Source organism: Minwuia sp., from assembly GCF_048007105.1.
Lineage (GTDB): Bacteria > Pseudomonadota > Alphaproteobacteria > Minwuiales > Minwuiaceae > Minwuia.
Map to the genome: position 1 here is coordinate 2146462 of NZ_CP180352.1, position 15117 is coordinate 2161578.

A 15117-nucleotide genomic window follows, 5' to 3' on the forward strand; every position below is an offset into this window, starting at 1 on the left:
GCTCACCAGCCCCTATCTGACGCAAGGTCAAACGTTCTTGATACGAGAGGGATCCATGAGACTTCTATCCGCGACGGGGCTGGCCACGATGGCGATCGCAGGCAGCCTGTTCCTTGCTTCCAATTCCGCATCGGCCCAGTCGGCCTGCGCCACGGCGCTGGACAATCCGCGTCCGGCCTTCACGGCAACCGGGATCGAACTGGGTGAACTGGTGGCCGAGGTCCGCAACTCCGACGGTGACGCCGAAGCGTTCGTGATCGCCGAGGAAGGCATCATGTACGGCTATCTTGGCGGGCGTCGGATTCTACCGTCGGATTTCGTCGAGATGGCGGCGGCCGCGCCAAGGTTCTGGTCCGCACCAAGGAAGATTTCCAGGGCTTCCCCTCCTACAGCTGCTGACCCGCGCGCCTTGCCGCACCGGCTCCGGGCACTATAGTCCGGATCGGTGCGACAGGGAGAAACGCGATGACTGAACGGCAGTGGACGGTCTATCTTTCCGGTGAGATTCATTCCGACTGGCGCGAGCGCATTCGCGACGGCGTTGCCGCCGCAGGTCTGCCGGTGCGGCTGGTCTCGCCGGTGACGGTGCATGAGGATTCCGACGATTGCGGCGTGGCTGTCTTCGGCAGCGAGCCGGACAAGTTCTGGCACGACCGCAAGGGTGCCCAGCTCAACGCCATGCGGACCCAGACGCTGATGCGCGACGCCGATCTGGTGGTCGTCCGGTTCGGCGAGAAATACAAGCAGTGGAATGCGGCGTTCGACGCGGGCTATGCGGCCGCGCTCGGAAAGCCCTACATCACCCTGCATCCGGAACAGCACGATCACGCGTTGAAGGAAGTCGACGGCGCCGCCAATGGCGTGGCCCGCGAGCCGGAGCAGGTCGTCCAGGCATTGGCCTTCATCATACGCGGGGACATGCCGACCGCCGCCCACGCCGCCGCCGCCGCCGCAGAGTAGGGGGCCCGGCTTCAGTCAGTTCAGGCCGCGCAGCCGGAACCGGACGAGGAACGCGGTCGTCGCGTCGGCATCCCGGTCGCTGGTGAAGTCGCGCGACGCGCCGAACTGGAAGTCGAAGCATTCGTCCAGATAACGGATGCCGCCTTCCATGCGGATCGGGCCGCCGTCGAGGTCGCCGCGATATCCGCCGATCAGCGACCAGTTGTCGAGGAAGTTCACCGTCCCCTCGAAATTCACTTCCTCGATATTCCCGGCGTTCACGCCGTTGATGTCCCGCGGCACGGAGACGTAGCCGAGGTCGAGGGTGAAGATGTCGCCCAGATAGCGGAGCTGGTGCTCGTGGCGGTTCAGTTCCGGCCGGTCCAGGCCGACGCGGTAGCGGAAGGTGTAGTTGAACCAGCTGCTGGGAGCGATGGTGAGGCGCCCGACGATATCGGAGAAGCGGTCCTCGAGACCGCTGCCGACGCCGAACTGGGAATTGTCGTTCAGGCGCACCGACTGGCCGATTGCGAACTCGGTCGAGCCGCCGCTGGACCCCAGCAGCGCCGTGGTGAAGCCGTAGTTGACCCGCGAGCCGCTGTCGATCCGGTCCTCGCCGGCGAACCGGTTCTTCGAGAACAGGTTTGCGTCCGAGAACTCGAAGCTCTGGGAATCCTCGTTCGGGATATCGTTGGCGTTGCCGACCGCCGGCGAGCCGATGATCTGGATGCGGGGTTCGAAGGTCTGATCGATCCGTTCGCCGGTACGGACCATCGGCAGGCGCCAGTCCAGCACGGCCATCGGCCAGATGCGGCCGATGAAGTAGTCGTCCTCTGACGCGGTCGGGTCGGTGGCCTGGGCCTCCGAGACGTTGTAGCCGTCCGCGCTGACATAGCCGCCGATCGTCGTCACGCCGCCAATGCCGTCCACGAACTGACGCTCCCAGCCTGTGTCCAGCGACAGGCGCCGCACGTCCCGGCCGCCGGTCCGCTGCAGCGCCAGACCGGTGAACTCGGCCTGGACCCGCCCCCCGATCACGTCGGGCTCGCCACCGACGACAAGCTCGGCCAGCGGCAACACGATCGGGATGTCGCCCTCCTTCGCGCCATCGGTGAGATCCTGGAAATAGAAGGCTTCCATGCCGGCGAAATCACGGCCGTTGAAGCCGTTGACGAAGGCCCGGGAGCGCGTCTGCGTGCCGCCCTGGATGTCATAGACACGCATGTACGTGTCATCCGAGGTGTAGAGCACGTCATAGCCGGACGTGAAGTTGTCGTTCAGGCGGAAGTTGCCGACGCTCTTGAAATGACCGCGGACGACGTTGTCGCCGTTCTTGCGCCCGTTGCCGTCCTCGTCCTCGACATAGGTGATCGAGCCATCGCTTTCGATAGAACCGAAGCTGAACTGCTGACGGTGCTCTCCGCGCAGCACAGGGCCTTCGCGTGAGGTCAGCCGCGGCGACAGGGTCAGGTCGGACTGGTCGTCGATGACGAAGTAGACAGGCTGCTCGTACTGGAAGCCGAGTTCGCCCGAATGGGCGAAGGTCGGCGCCAGCAGCCCCGACTTGCGCTCGACCGTCGGGTCCGGATGGTAGAAATACGGCGTGTAGAAGACCGGGATGCCGAACAGTTCCAGCATCGCGTCGTCATATTCCACGATCTCCTCGTTGAGGTCGCGGGTGACCTTGCCGGCCTTCAGCTGCCAGATCGGCGGCCGGCCGGGTGTTCGGGGCATTCCTCGCACCGGGTGAAGACGGCCTGCTCCAGTACCGTGACGTTCTCGCCCTCCCGGCGCGCCTCGCGCGCGGAGAGACGGGCATTGTTCGAAAGCCGCGCCTTGAACTCGCGGACCACGCCCTGCTTGAAGTTGTCGCGCAGTTCCACGTAGTCGGAAAACAGGACGTCGCCGGTCGGCTCCCGCAGCACCACATTGCCGCTGGCGGTGACGACATCGTCGCGCTGGTTGTAGCTGACCGTATCGGCGAGCATGATACGCTCGCCCTGGACGATCTCCACGCTGCCGCGCGCTGTCACGAGATCCAGATCGCGTTCGTAGATCATCCGCTCGGCGGTGAGCTCGACGGGCAGGTCCTGCTGCGCACGGGCAGCCAGCGTCAGCAGGCACGCCAGCGCGGCCAGAAGCGGTACCCCCCACGCCCGGCGCACGGTCAGCCGTCCTCCAGATGGAACATGGCGGCCATGGCGCACATGCTGGTCACGGCGGCCGGCGTCCAAGCGGCCAGCATCACGGGCAGCTTGCCGGCGGAGCCGAAGGCCTCGACCAGATCGGTAATGAAGAAGACCGCGAATCCTGACATGGCACCGAGGAAGAATACCCAACCCGTGCCGCCCTGCCGCACCGATATTCGCAGGCAGAAGGTCGCCGCCAGCAACACCATCGCCGCCAGCAGCAGGGGCAGCGCCAGCAGCGAATGGAAGTAGAGGCGGTGGGCGAGACCGTTGAAGCCGGCGTTCTCCAGCACCTCGATGAAGCCCGGCAGCTGCCAGAACGAGAAGGTCTCCGGCGTCGCGAGGCTGTCGACGATCTGGCTCAGGGTCAGCGTCGTCGGCACGGCCATCACGTCGAACGACTCGGGCGGTTGATCGGGCGCGGTCACTGTGCCTTCGGTCAGCCGCCACTGTCGGTCGCCCAGCACGGCCTCGCGGGCATCGATCCGTCGTGCGAACTGGTCGCCATTGCCGAAGGTGAAGAAGGTCGCGGTGTCCAGAACCGTGCCGCTGGCCGCGACGCCGCGGGCGTAGATCACCTGCTGGCCGTCCTCGGAAAGCTCGCGCAGCCACAGTCCGGTGTTGGCCGAGACCGTGATCTGGCTCGACTGGCCCTTGAAGATGGCGTTGAACTTCTGCTCGTAGCGGCTGGTCAGCGCCGCCGCCAGCGGATTCAGCACCATGATCAGGAAGGTGCCGAGGAGTGCCGCGGTCACCACCAGCGGGCCCAGAATCTGCCAGACCGAGACTCCGGCGGAGCGGGCGACCACCAGTTCGCTCGAGCGGGAAAGCCGGGTCAGGGCCAGCATGGCGCCGAACAGCGCCACGAAGGGCCACAGCTTGCCCATGATCGACGGCAGCTTGTAGAGCGACATTTGCAGCACAAGGCCGAAACCGACATCCGGCTTGTTGCTGGCCCGGCGCAGATGCTCGACGGTCTCGGCGGTGAACATGACCAGCGCCAGCAGCGCGAGCACGATGCCGATGCCGATCAGGAAATGACGGATCAGATAGAAGTTGAGCGTCATCGAGGCGCCGAGCATGGTCAGGCAGCGCCTTCCGGCGCGTTCTGCGGCACCTGCTTCATGCCGGCCCCGGCGCGTATCAGGAACAGTGCGAACCCGATGGAACCCGCGAGCAGAAGATAGAGCAGTCCGATCATCAACGGTTCGGTGTTTGCGGCCTGCAGCAGCCCCAGCACCGCGCCCTGCAACATGCCGGCGCATATGCATCCGAGTGTCAGTCTTCGCCACGAGCCCCGTCTGTCGAACTCGCCCGAAAGTACTGTCGCGATCGCGATCAGCGCGAAGGCGACCGTCAGCAGGGGCAGGGCGATCCGCCGGTGACCCTCCGCCCGGTACTTGTCCAGTTCGTCGCCCACATCGTCGGCGCCGACGCTGAAGAGTTCGGCGATGTCGCGTTCCTCGATCTTCTGTCGTCGGACGGGCACGCCGGCGGCGAAACTGTCGATCTCGACATTGTAGCGGTCGAAATAGAGCAGGCTGACTTCGCCGGTCGACAGGTTCCGTTCCTGCCGGTTGCCGTTCAGCAGGATGATCTCAGGCCCCGTCTCCGCCCGCAGCAACGTGCCCTTCTCGGCCATCATGGTGACCGCACGGCCAGGGTTGCGGTCGTCGTGGATCAGCAGGCCATAGAGTTCGCCGCCCGGCCGCCGTTCGCGGACATAGATGGTCAGGCGGTCCTTCAGCGCAGTGAAAGCGCCCTCACGCAGCACGATGGTCGAGTAGATGTATTTCCAGGCGAAGCGCGTGTCGCGCATGGTCGAGTTGGCCGCCGGCATGAAATAGAAGGTCATGGAAGCGACGAGGATCGCGGCTGCACCGCCCAGGATCAGGCCGGGCCGGGCCAGCGACACCCGGCTCAGGCCCGCGGCACGCATGACCACGAGCTCACTGTCGGTCGACAGCCGCCAGTAGGCGTAGAGCATGCCGCAGAAGACGCCGATGGGCATCGTGACGGGCAGCAGTTGCGGCAGCAGCAGAACGGTAATCAGTGCAAATGCGCCGAACGACATGTCGTAGTTGATGATCTCGTCGACGAAACGGAGCGCCTGGACGACCCAGATGATGCCGGTCAGGACCGCAGTGACGAACAGGCACGGTCCGGCCGCATTCCGGATGATGTACTTCACCAACTGGCCCATGTGAGCCGGAGTATAGCGAGGGGCCCGGCCTGTCAAAGGCGATTGCCGTAACAGTTGATTGCGGGCTCACTGCGTTGGCCAACGTGCGGTTTGCGCACCACCTGAAAGACTGCAATAAATTCGGCATACAAACGGCCAACAGGACGGTTAGGGATGGACATTTCGATTACGGGCGCCTCGATTCCGGGGCGCGGTGCGGTAGCGGTCGGCGTTGCCAAGGACGGCAAGCTGAGCCCCGCTGCGAAGGCGCTGGACGACAAGACCGACGGCGCGATCCGCCAGGTCATCCGTTCCAGCCGTTTCAACGGCGCCAGCGGGCAGACCGCCATGATCCAGGCGCCGCGCGGCACCCGTCTCGACCGCATCCTGCTGCTGGGCATCGGCGATCCGAAGTCGCTGACCCAGATCGATCTGGAAGCGATCGGCGGCCGGGCCTACAGCCAGCTTGCCGGCAGCGGCTCGAAGCAGGTGAAGGTGGTGATCGACGCCGAGAACATGGGCGCGAAGACCAGGCTGTCGCGCGGCCAGGTGCAGGCGCATATCGCGCTGGGTGCGAAGCTGGCCAGCTACCGCTTCGACAAGTACCACACCAAGCTGAAGGACGAGGACAAGCCCTCGCTGGAGAGCGTCGCCATCGGCGCACGCGCGGCGGCTTCGGCTCGCGATGCCTTCGAGAAACTCTCGGCCGTCGGTGATGGCGTCTTCCTGACCCGCGATCTGGTCAGCGAACCGCCGAACATTCTCTTTCCGGCCTCGCTTGCCGACCGCTGCCAGGAACTGACGGCGCTCGGTGTCAAGGTCGAGGTCCTCGGCGAGGCGCAGATGAAGAAGCTCGGCATGGGCGCGCTGCTGGGCGTCGGTCAGGGCTCGGAGCGTGAGAGCCGCCTGGTCGTGATGCAGTGGAATGGCGCCACCAAGAAGGAGAAGCCGGTCGCTTTCATCGGCAAGGGCGTCACCTTCGACACCGGCGGCATTTCGCTGAAGCCCGCCGCCGGCATGGAAGACATGAAGTGGGACATGGGTGGTTCCGCGGCGGTGATCGGCACCATGGCGGCGCTGGCCGGCCGTCAGGCCAAGGTCAATGCCGTCGGCGTGGTCGGCCTGGTCGAGAACATGCCCGACGGCAATGCGCAGCGCCCCGGCGACGTGGTGACCTCCATGTCGGGCCAGACCATCGAGGTGTTGAACACGGACGCCGAAGGCCGCCTCGTGCTCTGCGATGCGCTCTGGTACACGCAGGACCGCTTCAAGCCCGAGTTCATGATCAATCTGGCGACGCTGACCGGCGCGATCATCATCGCCCTTGGCGATGAATATGCCGGCATGTTCTCCAACAACGACAAGCTGTCGGAGCGCCTTTCCGCCGCCGGCGAGGCGGTCGGCGAGAAGCTCTGGCGCTTCCCTCTGCACAAGAACTACGACAAGAAGCTGAAGTCCGAGATCGCGGACATGCGCAATATCGGTAATGCTCGCGGTGCCGGGTCGATCACGGCCGCGCAGTTCCTGCAGCGCTTCGTCAACGATGTGCCCTGGGCACATCTCGACATCGCCGGCGTTACCTGGTCCGGCGCCAGCAAGCCGACGTCGCCGAAGGGCGGCACCGGCTTCGGCGTCCGCGTCCTCGACGAGCTGGTGCGCCGCCACTACGAAGGGTAGGGAGATCGCGCTGCGTGCCGGGGACTGACCGGCACGCAGCGCGGCCCGTTTTCGTGCAGTCCGCATGACCGAAGTCGCCTTCTATCACCTGACCCGAAAGCCGCTGGAGCGGGCCATGCCCGAGCTGCTTGAGAAGGCGGTGGAGCGCGGCCTCCGCTGCGTCGTCATCGCCGGTTCAGCCGAGCGGGTGCGGCAACTCAACGATCATCTCTGGACCTGGGACAAGGGCTCGTTCCTGCCGCACGGCGCGGACGGCGACGGCGACCCGGCCGAGCATCCCGTCTGGCTGACATCGGAGGAAGAGAACCCCAACGGCGCGGGGGTGCTGATGCTGGTCGACGGGCAGGACGCAGGCTTCAAGGGCGACTTCGACCGCTGCCTCGACATGTTCAACGGCCTCGACGAGGAAGCCGTGCAGGCCGCGCGCGAACGCTTCCGCGCCGCGCGGGCCGCCGGCCATACCGTCACCTACTGGAAACAGACCGAACGCGGCGGTTGGGAGAAGGGGGCCTAGGCCTCAGATACCGGCCAGCCAGCGGCGTGCAAGCTGGTGCGCCAATGACAGCGACGGCGGCATTCTCAGCCCCTCGCCGGATTCGGATCGCTCGATCATCTCCCGGACCTGATCGCGGCTGAACCACTGGGCATCGTCCAGTTCGGCCGGGTCGATGGTGATCTCCCGGTCATCGGTCTCGGCGAAGCAGCCGATCATCAGGCTGGACGGGAAGGGCCAGGGCTGCGAGGCGACGTAGCGGACCTTCTTCACCTTCAGGCCGGCTTCCTCCCAGATCTCGCGCTGCACGCATTCCTCGATCGACTCGCCCGGCTCCATGAACCCGGCCAGCGCCGAATAGGAGCCTTCGGGGAACCGCGGCTGACGGCCCAGCAGGCAGTCGTCGCCATTGAAGACCAGCATGATGGTGACGGGATCGGTGCGCGGGAAATGCTGCGCGTTGCAGCGTTCATCGGTGCACTGCCGCATATAGCCAGCATCGCGCATTTCCGACGGCTGGCCGCAGACGGCGCAGAAGCCGTGCCGCTGATGCCAGTCGATCATGGAGCGCGCCTGGGCCAGGATCGCCGCATCGCCGGTCGGCAGCGACGGCGCGATCGAGCGGACGTCGATGAACTTGCCGCGGCTCAGCCAGGCGGCGTCGCGGGGCGCCTTGCGCGGGTCGGCCTCGATGGCGAAATGCGCCACGCCGTCCTCGACGCCCAGCAGCAGCGGGCGGTTGTCTTCCAGCAGATCCAGAGCCTCGATCGGGGAGCGCCAGCCGATCTCGGCCTCCACGTCCAGATCGACGAGCGCGCGCAAACGCGACATGGGCAGCAGGCGGGTGCTGGGGTTCATCAGCTGATCGGACAGCCAGTCGCCGTCCTTTCGCTTCTGATCTACGCGGTCCAGCCGGGAGCCGGAGAACGTGATCGGATCGTCATAGTCCATCGTCATTGCGGGCCGGAGATTGGCATGGCCCCGGCGGGGCTGCAACGCCGCTTTGCCCTTCGGATAGGCATGCAGAATCGTCTATGGTCGCCGGCCATGGCTGGCGGCGAACCCACTCCGATGATGGCGCAATACCTTGAAATCAAGGCGGCGCATCCGGATTCGCTGCTGTTCTACCGCATGGGCGATTTCTACGAGCTGTTCTTCGACGACGCGAAGCGCGCGTCGGCCAGCCTGGACATCGCACTGACAAAGCGCGGCAAGCATCTGGGCGAGGACATCCCGATGTGCGGGGTGCCCGTTCATTCGGCCGACCAATACCTTGCGCGGCTGATCCGCGACGGCCACCGCGTCGCCGTCTGCGAGCAGATCGAGGACCCGGCCGAGGCGAAGAAGCGCGGGTCCAAGTCGGTCATGCAGCGCGATGTCGTCCGGCTGGTCACGGCGGGTACCCTGACCGAGGAATCGCTGCTGGACGCGCGCCGCAACAACTACCTGCTCGCCATCGCCCGTGCGGGAGGGACGAACGGCCTGGCCTGGCTGGACATGTCGACCGGCGAACTCTCGGCCAGCGCCGTCTCCGAAGCCGCGCTCTCCGCCGAGCTGGCCCGGTTGCAGCCCGGAGAGATCCTGCTGCCGGACAGCCTTGTCGAGGACGGACCGGGGGCGTTCGCGGACTGGCAGGACCGGCTGACGCCGCTGCCGTCGGCGCGCTTCGACAGCGTCTCGGCCGAAAAGCGTCTCAAACAGGTCTTCGAGGTTGGTGCGCTGGACGGATTCGGCGCCTTTACCCGCGCCGAGATCGCTGCCGCCGGGGCCGTCGTCGACTATGTCGACCTGACCCAAAAGGGCAAGCTGCCGCCCATCCTCCCGCCGCAGCGGATCGAACCCGGCTCGGCGATGGGCCTCGACCAGTCGACGCGGCGCAATCTGGAACTGACCGAAACGCTCTCCGGTTCGCGGCAAGGCAGCTTGCTGTCGGTGATCGACCGCACCGTTACCGGGGCGGGCGGCCGGCGGCTGGTCGCCGACCTCTCCGGCCCGCTCACCGACCCGGATGCCATCGGCGAACGGCTGGACATGGTGCAGTTCTTCCACGACGCCGATGCGCTGCGCGGCGATTTCCGCGACGCCATCCGCCGCGCACCCGACATCGAACGCGCGCTTTCGCGGCTGGGCCTTGGCCGGGGCGGCCCGCGCGACCTGACGGCCATCCGCGATGCGCTGGTTGCGGCGTCCGCCGCGCGTCAGGTGCTCGGTTCCTCCGGCCCGGCGGGCATTCTCGAGGCGGCGTCCCGCATGGAGGGCTTCGGCGAGTTGCTGCAGACCCTGCAGACGGCGCTGAACGAGGATGTGCCACTGCTGACACGGGATGGCGGTTTCATCGCCGAGGGTTTCGATCCCGCACTGGATGAACACCGGACGCTGCGCGACGAGGGCCGCAAGCATATCGCGGCCCTGCAGAAGACCTATGCGGACCGCACCGGCATCGCGACGCTGAAGGTCCGCCACAACAATATGCTGGGCTACTTCGTCGAAGTGCAGCAGCGCCATGCCGACAAGCTCGGCGACGACTTCATCCACCGCCAGACGATGGCGCAGGCGATGCGCTTCACCACCACGGAACTCGGCGAACTGGAGAACCGGATGCGCTCGGCCGGCGACCGGGCACAGGCGCTGGAAGAGCGGCATTTCGAGGCGCTGTCGGCGGCGATCCTGAACGGGAGCCGGGATCTGGCCGCCTGCGCGGGCGCGCTGGCCCGGCTCGACGTCGCCGCCGCGCTGGCCGAGCTGGCGCGGGAACGGAACTATGTCCGCCCGCACGTGGACGACAGTCTGGACTTCGAGATCGAGGGCGGGCGGCATCCGGTGGTCGAGGCGTTGGCGGTGGGCGACAGCGGCGGGTTCCAGCCCAATGACTGCGATCTTGGGGCAGACGAAGGCCGACTCTGGCTGCTGACCGGTCCGAACATGGCGGGGAAGTCGACCTTCCTGAGGCAGAACGCGCTCATTGCCATTCTGGCGCAGGCCGGGTCCTTCGTGCCGGCCACAAATGCGCGGATCGGCACTGTCGACCGGCTCTTCAGTCGCGTCGGCGCGGCCGACGATCTGGCGCGCGGCCGCTCCACCTTCATGGTCGAGATGGTCGAGACGGCGGCGATCCTGAATCAGGCTGGCGAGCGGTCGCTTGTGATCCTCGACGAGATCGGCCGCGGCACCGCGACCTATGACGGCCTCGCCATCGCCTGGGCGACGGTCGAGGCGCTGCACGAGGCCAACCGGGCGCGCGGCCTGTTCGCCACCCACTATCACGAACTGACGGCGTTGGCCGAGAAGCTGGACCAGGTGACCTGCCGCACCATGCGGGTGATGGAGTGGCAGGGGACGGTGAAGTTCCTGCACCAGGTCATTCCCGGCGCCGCGGACCGCTCCTACGGCGTACAGGTGGCGCGGCTGGCCGGTCTGCCGGACGCCGTTGTCCGCCGGGCCGAGGCCGTGTTGAAGAAGCTGGAGGAGAGCGGGCAGGGGCGGAAGGCGGTGTCGATCGCCGATGATCTGCCGCTGTTCCAGGCCATGGCCGCCCAGCCTTCCCCCGCCGCGCCAGCAGGTCCGTCGGCGGTGGTGTCTGCGCTGTCCGAGATCAATCCTGACGACCTCACGCCGCGGGAGGCGCTGGAGGCGCTCTACAGGCTCAAGGAGCAGGCCGATGACTGATGCAGCTCTCGTCCTCTTCTCCGGCGGACAGGATTCCGCGACCTGTCTCGCCTGGGCGCTGGAGCGGTTCGGCCATGTGGAGACGGTCGGTTTCCACTACGGGCAGCGGCATGCCGCCGAGATGGATGTCCGGGGACCGGTGCGCCGCGGCGTGGCGGCGGCGCTGCCGGGCGGCGAGGCCCGGCTCGGGGAAGATCACGTGATCGATCTCGCCGTGCTGGGCGAGATGTCGGAGACCGCGCTGACCCGCGACGCCGAGATCGCCATGCGCGACGACGGGCTGCCGAACACCTTCGTGCCCGGCCGGAACCTGATCTTCCTGACCTTCGCCGGCGCGCTGGCCTACCGGCGCGGCTGCCGCCACATCGTCGGCGGCATGTGCGAGACCGACTTCTCCGGCTACCCGGATTGCCGTGACGATACGATCAAGGCGATGCAGCTCGCGCTCAATCTCGGCATGGACCGCCGCTTCGTCGTCCACACGCCGCTGATGTGGCTGACCAAGGCGCAGAGCTGGTCGCTGGCCGAGCAGCTTGGCGGCGGGATGCTGGTCGATGTCATCCGGGAGCGGACGCTGACCTGCTACAACGGCGATACGGAAACCGTGCACGACTGGGGCATGGGATGCGGAGAATGTCCCGCTTGCGGGTTGCGCAGGGATGGCTATCGGGAGTATCGGAGCGCCTCAGACTGACAAGGTGGGGTTCATGGACCGTCGCATCGTCGAAGGCACGATCTTTCTCGTACTGTTCGGGCTCTGCATTCCGGCAGCCAACTGGCTGATCGGCAATGCCGGCACAGTCTGTGTTCCTGACGGCCCGTGCCTCATTCCGGTGGTGCCCGGCATCATGGCGCCCAGCGGCGTGCTGATGATCGGACTGGCGCTGGTGCTGCGCGATCTGGTGCAGCGCCGCCTCGGCGTCGGCTTCGCCTTCGGCGCCATCGTCTTCGGCGCGGCGATCAGCTACGGCATCGCGCCGCCGGCGCTCGTGCTGGCCTCGACGCTGGCCTTCTTCGTTTCCGAAACCGCCGATCTGGCCGTCTACACGCCGCTGCAGAAGCGCAGCCTGATCGCGGCCGTTCTCGCCAGCAGCTTCGTCGGCCTGGTCGTCGACAGCGCGATCTTCCTCTACGTCGCCTTCGGCAGCTTCGACTACATCGCCGGTCAGATCGTCGGCAAGGCCTGGATGGTCATCCTGGCACTGCCCTTCATCCACCTGCTGCGCAAGCGCGACGAGCGGCTGGGCATCGAACCGGCCTGAGGCTCAGAGCCCCAGAACCAGCTTCGCCATGATGTTGCGCTGGATCTCGCTGGCGCCGGCGTAGATCGTCGCCGCGCGGCTGTTCTGGTGTTTCGCCATGACGCCGACCGAGTGGTCCGGTCCGACCGGGATCGCGTTGGAGAATGGCGTCCGGGTCTCCGGCTCGTAGGGGTTGGCGTAGTAGCCAATGGCCTCGACCGCCAGTTCGGCGGTGGCCTGCAGGCATTCCGAACCGCGCAGCTTCATCACCGACGAGGCTGCGCCGGGGTTCTGCCCGGCGCTCAGCGCGCTCATGGTCTTCTTCTCGTAGAACTCCAGCGCCGTCACCTGGGTCTCGATGTCGGCGAGCTTGCGCCGGAAGCTGGCGTCCTCGATCAGCGCCTCGCCGCGGCCGCCGGCCTCGTCGCTGGCGACCTTCTTCAGCTTTTGCAGCATGCCGTGCAGGCCGGGGCTGTAGGCCGTACCGCCGCGCTCGAACTCCAGCAGGTACTTGGCCACCGTCCAGCCGTCATTCTCCTCGCCCATGCGGTTGGCGACGGGGACGCGGACGTCGTCGAAGAAGACCTGGTTGACCTCGTGGTCGCCGGACATGGTCAGGATCGGCTCGACCTTGATGCCGGGCAGGTCCATCGGGAAGACGATGAAGCTGATGCCCTGCTGGGGCTTGCCCTCGCGGCTGGTGCGGACCAGGCAGAACATCATGTTCGCGTGGTGCGCGCCGGTGGTCCAGATCTTGGTGCCGTTGATGATGTAGTCGTCGCCGTCCCGCTCGGCCTTGCACTGCAGGCTGGCGAGGTCGGAGCCGGAACCCGGCTCGGAATAGCCCTGGCACCAGATGTGTTCGCCGGACTGGATCTTCGGCAGGTAGTGGGCGCGCTGCTCCGGCGTGCCGTACCTGATGATGACGGGGCCGACCATGCGCACGCCCATGGCGAAGAGCCGCGGCACGGAGGCGCGCTGGCACTCGCTCTCGAAGATGTAGCGCTGCATCGGGGTCCAGCCGGTGCCGCCATGCTCGACCGGCCAGGCCGGTGTGGACCAGCCCTTTTCGGCCAGCGCGCGGTACCAGTCCATGGACCCCTCGAAGTCCGAGACCACGCCGGCTGTCAGGCGTCCCGCTTCCTTCGCCTTCTCAGTGATGGACGTCGACAGGAAGTCCCGCACTTCGTCCTGAAAGCGGACTTCGTCCTCGGTCAGCGCCAGATCCATTGCCGTCTCCTCCCAAATGCAGCGGCCTGAAAATACCCCCCGGCGTCAGGCGGGCAAGGGGAACTTGTCCAGCCAGGGCCGGATCTCGGGTTCCAGGTCGATCTCCATCGTGTTCAGGAAGCGCACCAGCCCGACATAGAACGACACGGTCATCACCAGTTCGACCATCAGTTCGGTGCCGTATTCAGCCGACAGCGTGTCCCAGTGGGCATCGCTCATCTTCGTGCCGCGGACCATTTCGGCCGTGCCGTGGATGATCGCCTTCTCCACGGCGTTGAAGCCTGTATCCTCGCCGTCCAGTTCGGCCATCAGCTGCCGGATATCCTGCTCGGTGGCGCCGAAATCGAGCGCCAGCTTGCAGTGCTGCGCCCATTCATAGGGCGCCCGGGTGACGTAGCCGACGGTCAGGATGGCGAACTCGCGCAGACGGGTGTCGAACTTGCTGTCGAAGCGCAGCCAAAGCCCCATGTTGGAGAAGTTCCGCGCGCCGCCGATGGCGTGTCCGGCGGCCCAGTAGAGGTTGATCCGCCGCTCCAGAACGTCCCGGTTGTCGTCGGTGATGTCGGCTTCGGAAAGATAGGGAATGCGTGCCAAGTCTGCCTCCTAGTCGCGTGCGCGGGTGATGCCGGTGCCCTGATAGATGGCGCCGATGTGGGCGTTCATGGATTGCCCGTGGGCCGACAGCGCCGCCTCGTCGAGGTCGGCGGCGGGTGCGGGTTCGTGACGGAAATGGCCGAAGCGGTCCTCGCCGCGGACCAGCGTCGCGGCATTGGCCGATCGCTCGGGCCGGACATGCGGCGGCAGGTAGCGGATCGCCAGCCCGATCCGCCGGTCGCCGGTCGTGTTGGGTTTGGAGCCATGCATCAGCCTGATGTGATGCAGCGAGAACTCGCCCGCCTTGAGCGGCACGTCGACGGCTCTTGCTTCGTCGATCTCCAGGTCGGCGACCTGACCGCGGCTGAGCAGGTTGTCGGCATCGAAGGTGTCGCGGTGCGCGATCTGGCTGCCATGGGAGCCGGACAGGAACCGCATCGCCCCCGATTCGACCGGCGCATCCGAGATCGCCAGCCAGGCGGTGACGACATCTGCGGGGTCGAGGCCCCAGTAGGTCGAATCCTGGTGCCACGAGACGAAGGCCGGATCGTGCGGTTCCTTGATGAACAGGTTGGTGTTCCAGCAGAGGATGTCGGGACCGATGATCCGCTCCACCTGATCGAGAATGGCGGGGTGCCGGACCAGTTCGGCCGCCCAGGTCAGCAGCAGGTGGACCTTCTGGCGCATGTTGGATTTCAGCGGGCCGCCAAGGGAGGCTTCGGTCGCCTCGAGGCGGCGGCGATAGTCTGCCGCCTCGGTTGCCTGCATGGCGCGGAACGGGAAGGCGAAGCCGTCGCGCGCATAGACGCGCGCCAGATCGTCGGACGCTGTGTCGGGCATCGGCCGCTCCTCCCTGCAAACCGCATCCGACTCTAGGACCTTCGCGGCCCCGGTGTCATCGCCTAT

The 15117-nt window shown here is 66.5% G+C and carries 15 protein-coding genes; 7 read left to right on the forward strand and 8 right to left on the reverse strand.

Going from position 1 to position 15117, the window contains the following annotated elements; genetic code table 11:
* The first annotated feature begins 55 nt into the window (after positions 1 to 55).
* Together ACMVY4_RS10410 and ACMVY4_RS10415 are read left to right on the forward strand one after the other, a co-directional pair.
* A complete protein-coding gene (locus tag ACMVY4_RS10410) occupies positions 56 to 436 on the forward strand; it encodes a hypothetical protein (RefSeq protein WP_416900078.1) in 381 nt (126 codons plus the stop codon).
* A 29-nt stretch (positions 437 to 465) separates the two neighbouring features.
* A complete protein-coding gene (locus tag ACMVY4_RS10415) occupies positions 466 to 960 on the forward strand; it encodes a YtoQ family protein (RefSeq protein WP_416900079.1) in 495 nt (164 codons plus the stop codon).
* 15 nt (positions 961 to 975) lie between these two features.
* Here the strand turns inward: ACMVY4_RS10415 and ACMVY4_RS10420 are convergent, their stop codons facing one another.
* Genes ACMVY4_RS10420 through lptF form a run of 4 tightly spaced genes read right to left on the reverse strand, consistent with a single transcriptional unit; the run spans position 976 to position 5319 of the window.
* Positions 976 to 2673, reverse strand: a complete 1698-nt coding sequence (locus ACMVY4_RS10420; RefSeq protein ID WP_416900080.1) for an LPS-assembly protein LptD — start codon at positions 2671 to 2673, stop codon at positions 976 to 978.
* Positions 2634 to 3104: a hypothetical protein gene (locus ACMVY4_RS10425; RefSeq protein WP_416900081.1), complete on the reverse strand. Its 471-nt coding sequence runs from the start codon at positions 3102 to 3104 to the stop codon at positions 2634 to 2636. Before ACMVY4_RS10425 ends, ACMVY4_RS10420 begins: the two co-directional genes overlap by 40 nt.
* Before the next feature lie 2 nt (positions 3105 to 3106).
* Positions 3107 to 4210: an LPS export ABC transporter permease LptG gene (gene lptG / locus ACMVY4_RS10430; RefSeq protein WP_416900082.1), complete on the reverse strand. Its 1104-nt coding sequence runs from the start codon at positions 4208 to 4210 to the stop codon at positions 3107 to 3109.
* Between the two features lie 2 nt (positions 4211 to 4212).
* On the reverse strand, positions 4213 to 5319 hold the full coding sequence (lptF, locus tag ACMVY4_RS10435; RefSeq protein WP_416900083.1) for an LPS export ABC transporter permease LptF: 1107 nt from the start codon (positions 5317 to 5319) through the stop codon (positions 4213 to 4215).
* Between the two features lie 165 nt (positions 5320 to 5484).
* Here lptF and ACMVY4_RS10440 point away from each other — a divergent pair, with 165 nt between their 5' ends.
* Together ACMVY4_RS10440 and ACMVY4_RS10445 are read left to right on the forward strand one after the other, a co-directional pair.
* On the forward strand, positions 5485 to 6987 hold the full coding sequence (locus ACMVY4_RS10440; protein WP_416900084.1) for a leucyl aminopeptidase: 1503 nt from the start codon (positions 5485 to 5487) through the stop codon (positions 6985 to 6987).
* A 64-nt stretch (positions 6988 to 7051) separates the two neighbouring features.
* Positions 7052 to 7501 (forward strand): DNA polymerase III subunit chi, encoded by a 450-nt coding sequence (locus ACMVY4_RS10445; RefSeq protein WP_416900085.1) that lies wholly within the window; start codon positions 7052 to 7054, stop codon positions 7499 to 7501.
* Positions 7502 to 7504: 3 nt separating this feature from the next.
* Here the strand turns inward: ACMVY4_RS10445 and nudC are convergent, their stop codons facing one another.
* The gene (nudC, locus tag ACMVY4_RS10450; RefSeq protein WP_416900086.1) at positions 7505 to 8476 is read right to left on the reverse strand and encodes an NAD(+) diphosphatase; all 972 of its coding nucleotides are present in this window, start codon (positions 8474 to 8476) and stop codon (positions 7505 to 7507) included.
* A gap of 24 nt (positions 8477 to 8500) precedes the next feature.
* On the opposite strand from nudC, the gene mutS reads away from it, so the two are divergent.
* The 3 genes from mutS to ACMVY4_RS10465 are packed head-to-tail and all read left to right on the forward strand — an operon-like array spanning position 8501 to position 12408.
* Positions 8501 to 11146: a DNA mismatch repair protein MutS gene (gene mutS / locus ACMVY4_RS10455; protein ID WP_416900087.1), complete on the forward strand. Its 2646-nt coding sequence runs from the start codon at positions 8501 to 8503 to the stop codon at positions 11144 to 11146.
* The gene (gene queC / locus ACMVY4_RS10460; RefSeq protein ID WP_416900088.1) at positions 11139 to 11840 is read left to right on the forward strand and encodes a 7-cyano-7-deazaguanine synthase QueC; all 702 of its coding nucleotides are present in this window, start codon (positions 11139 to 11141) and stop codon (positions 11838 to 11840) included. The genes mutS and queC overlap by 8 nt, the downstream gene beginning before the upstream one ends.
* A 13-nt stretch (positions 11841 to 11853) precedes the next feature.
* A complete protein-coding gene (locus tag ACMVY4_RS10465; protein WP_416900089.1) occupies positions 11854 to 12408 on the forward strand; it encodes a VUT family protein in 555 nt (184 codons plus the stop codon).
* Positions 12409 to 12411: 3 nt separating this feature from the next.
* Here ACMVY4_RS10465 and ACMVY4_RS10470 read toward each other — a convergent pair whose 3' ends face one another.
* The 3 genes from ACMVY4_RS10470 to ACMVY4_RS10480 are packed head-to-tail and all read right to left on the reverse strand — an operon-like array spanning position 12412 to position 15051.
* Positions 12412 to 13617, reverse strand: coding sequence for an acyl-CoA dehydrogenase family protein (locus ACMVY4_RS10470; RefSeq protein WP_416900090.1), 1206 nt, complete (start codon positions 13615 to 13617; stop codon positions 12412 to 12414).
* Positions 13618 to 13662: 45 nt separating this feature from the next.
* Positions 13663 to 14211, reverse strand: coding sequence for a carboxymuconolactone decarboxylase family protein (locus ACMVY4_RS10475; RefSeq protein WP_416900091.1), 549 nt, complete (start codon positions 14209 to 14211; stop codon positions 13663 to 13665).
* A 9-nt stretch (positions 14212 to 14220) separates the two neighbouring features.
* A complete protein-coding gene (locus tag ACMVY4_RS10480; protein ID WP_416900092.1) occupies positions 14221 to 15051 on the reverse strand; it encodes a phytanoyl-CoA dioxygenase family protein in 831 nt (276 codons plus the stop codon).
* Positions 15052 to 15117: the final 66 nt, after the last annotated feature.

Bases quoted from the DNA above. Each gene is read 5' to 3' on its own strand.
- ACMVY4_RS10445 (WP_416900085.1), top strand. From the start codon at position 7,052: ATGACCGAAGTCGCCTTCTATCACCTGACCCGAAAGCCGCTGGAGCGG.
- lptG (WP_416900082.1), bottom strand. From the start codon at position 4,210: ATGCTCGGCGCCTCGATGACGCTCAACTTCTATCTGATCCGTCATTTC.
- mutS (WP_416900087.1), top strand. From the start codon at position 8,501: ATGCAGAATCGTCTATGGTCGCCGGCCATGGCTGGCGGCGAACCCACT.
- ACMVY4_RS10480 (WP_416900092.1), bottom strand. From the start codon at position 15,051: ATGCCCGACACAGCGTCCGACGATCTGGCGCGCGTCTATGCGCGCGAC.
- ACMVY4_RS10420 (WP_416900080.1), bottom strand. From the start codon at position 2,673: ATGCCCCGAACACCCGGCCGGCCGCCGATCTGGCAGCTGAAGGCCGGC.
- queC (WP_416900088.1), top strand. From the start codon at position 11,139: ATGACTGATGCAGCTCTCGTCCTCTTCTCCGGCGGACAGGATTCCGCG.
- ACMVY4_RS10440 (WP_416900084.1), top strand. From the start codon at position 5,485: ATGGACATTTCGATTACGGGCGCCTCGATTCCGGGGCGCGGTGCGGTA.
- ACMVY4_RS10410 (WP_416900078.1), top strand. From the start codon at position 56: ATGAGACTTCTATCCGCGACGGGGCTGGCCACGATGGCGATCGCAGGC.
- ACMVY4_RS10470 (WP_416900090.1), bottom strand. From the start codon at position 13,617: ATGGATCTGGCGCTGACCGAGGACGAAGTCCGCTTTCAGGACGAAGTG.
- ACMVY4_RS10465 (WP_416900089.1), top strand. From the start codon at position 11,854: ATGGACCGTCGCATCGTCGAAGGCACGATCTTTCTCGTACTGTTCGGG.
- ACMVY4_RS10415 (WP_416900079.1), top strand. From the start codon at position 466: ATGACTGAACGGCAGTGGACGGTCTATCTTTCCGGTGAGATTCATTCC.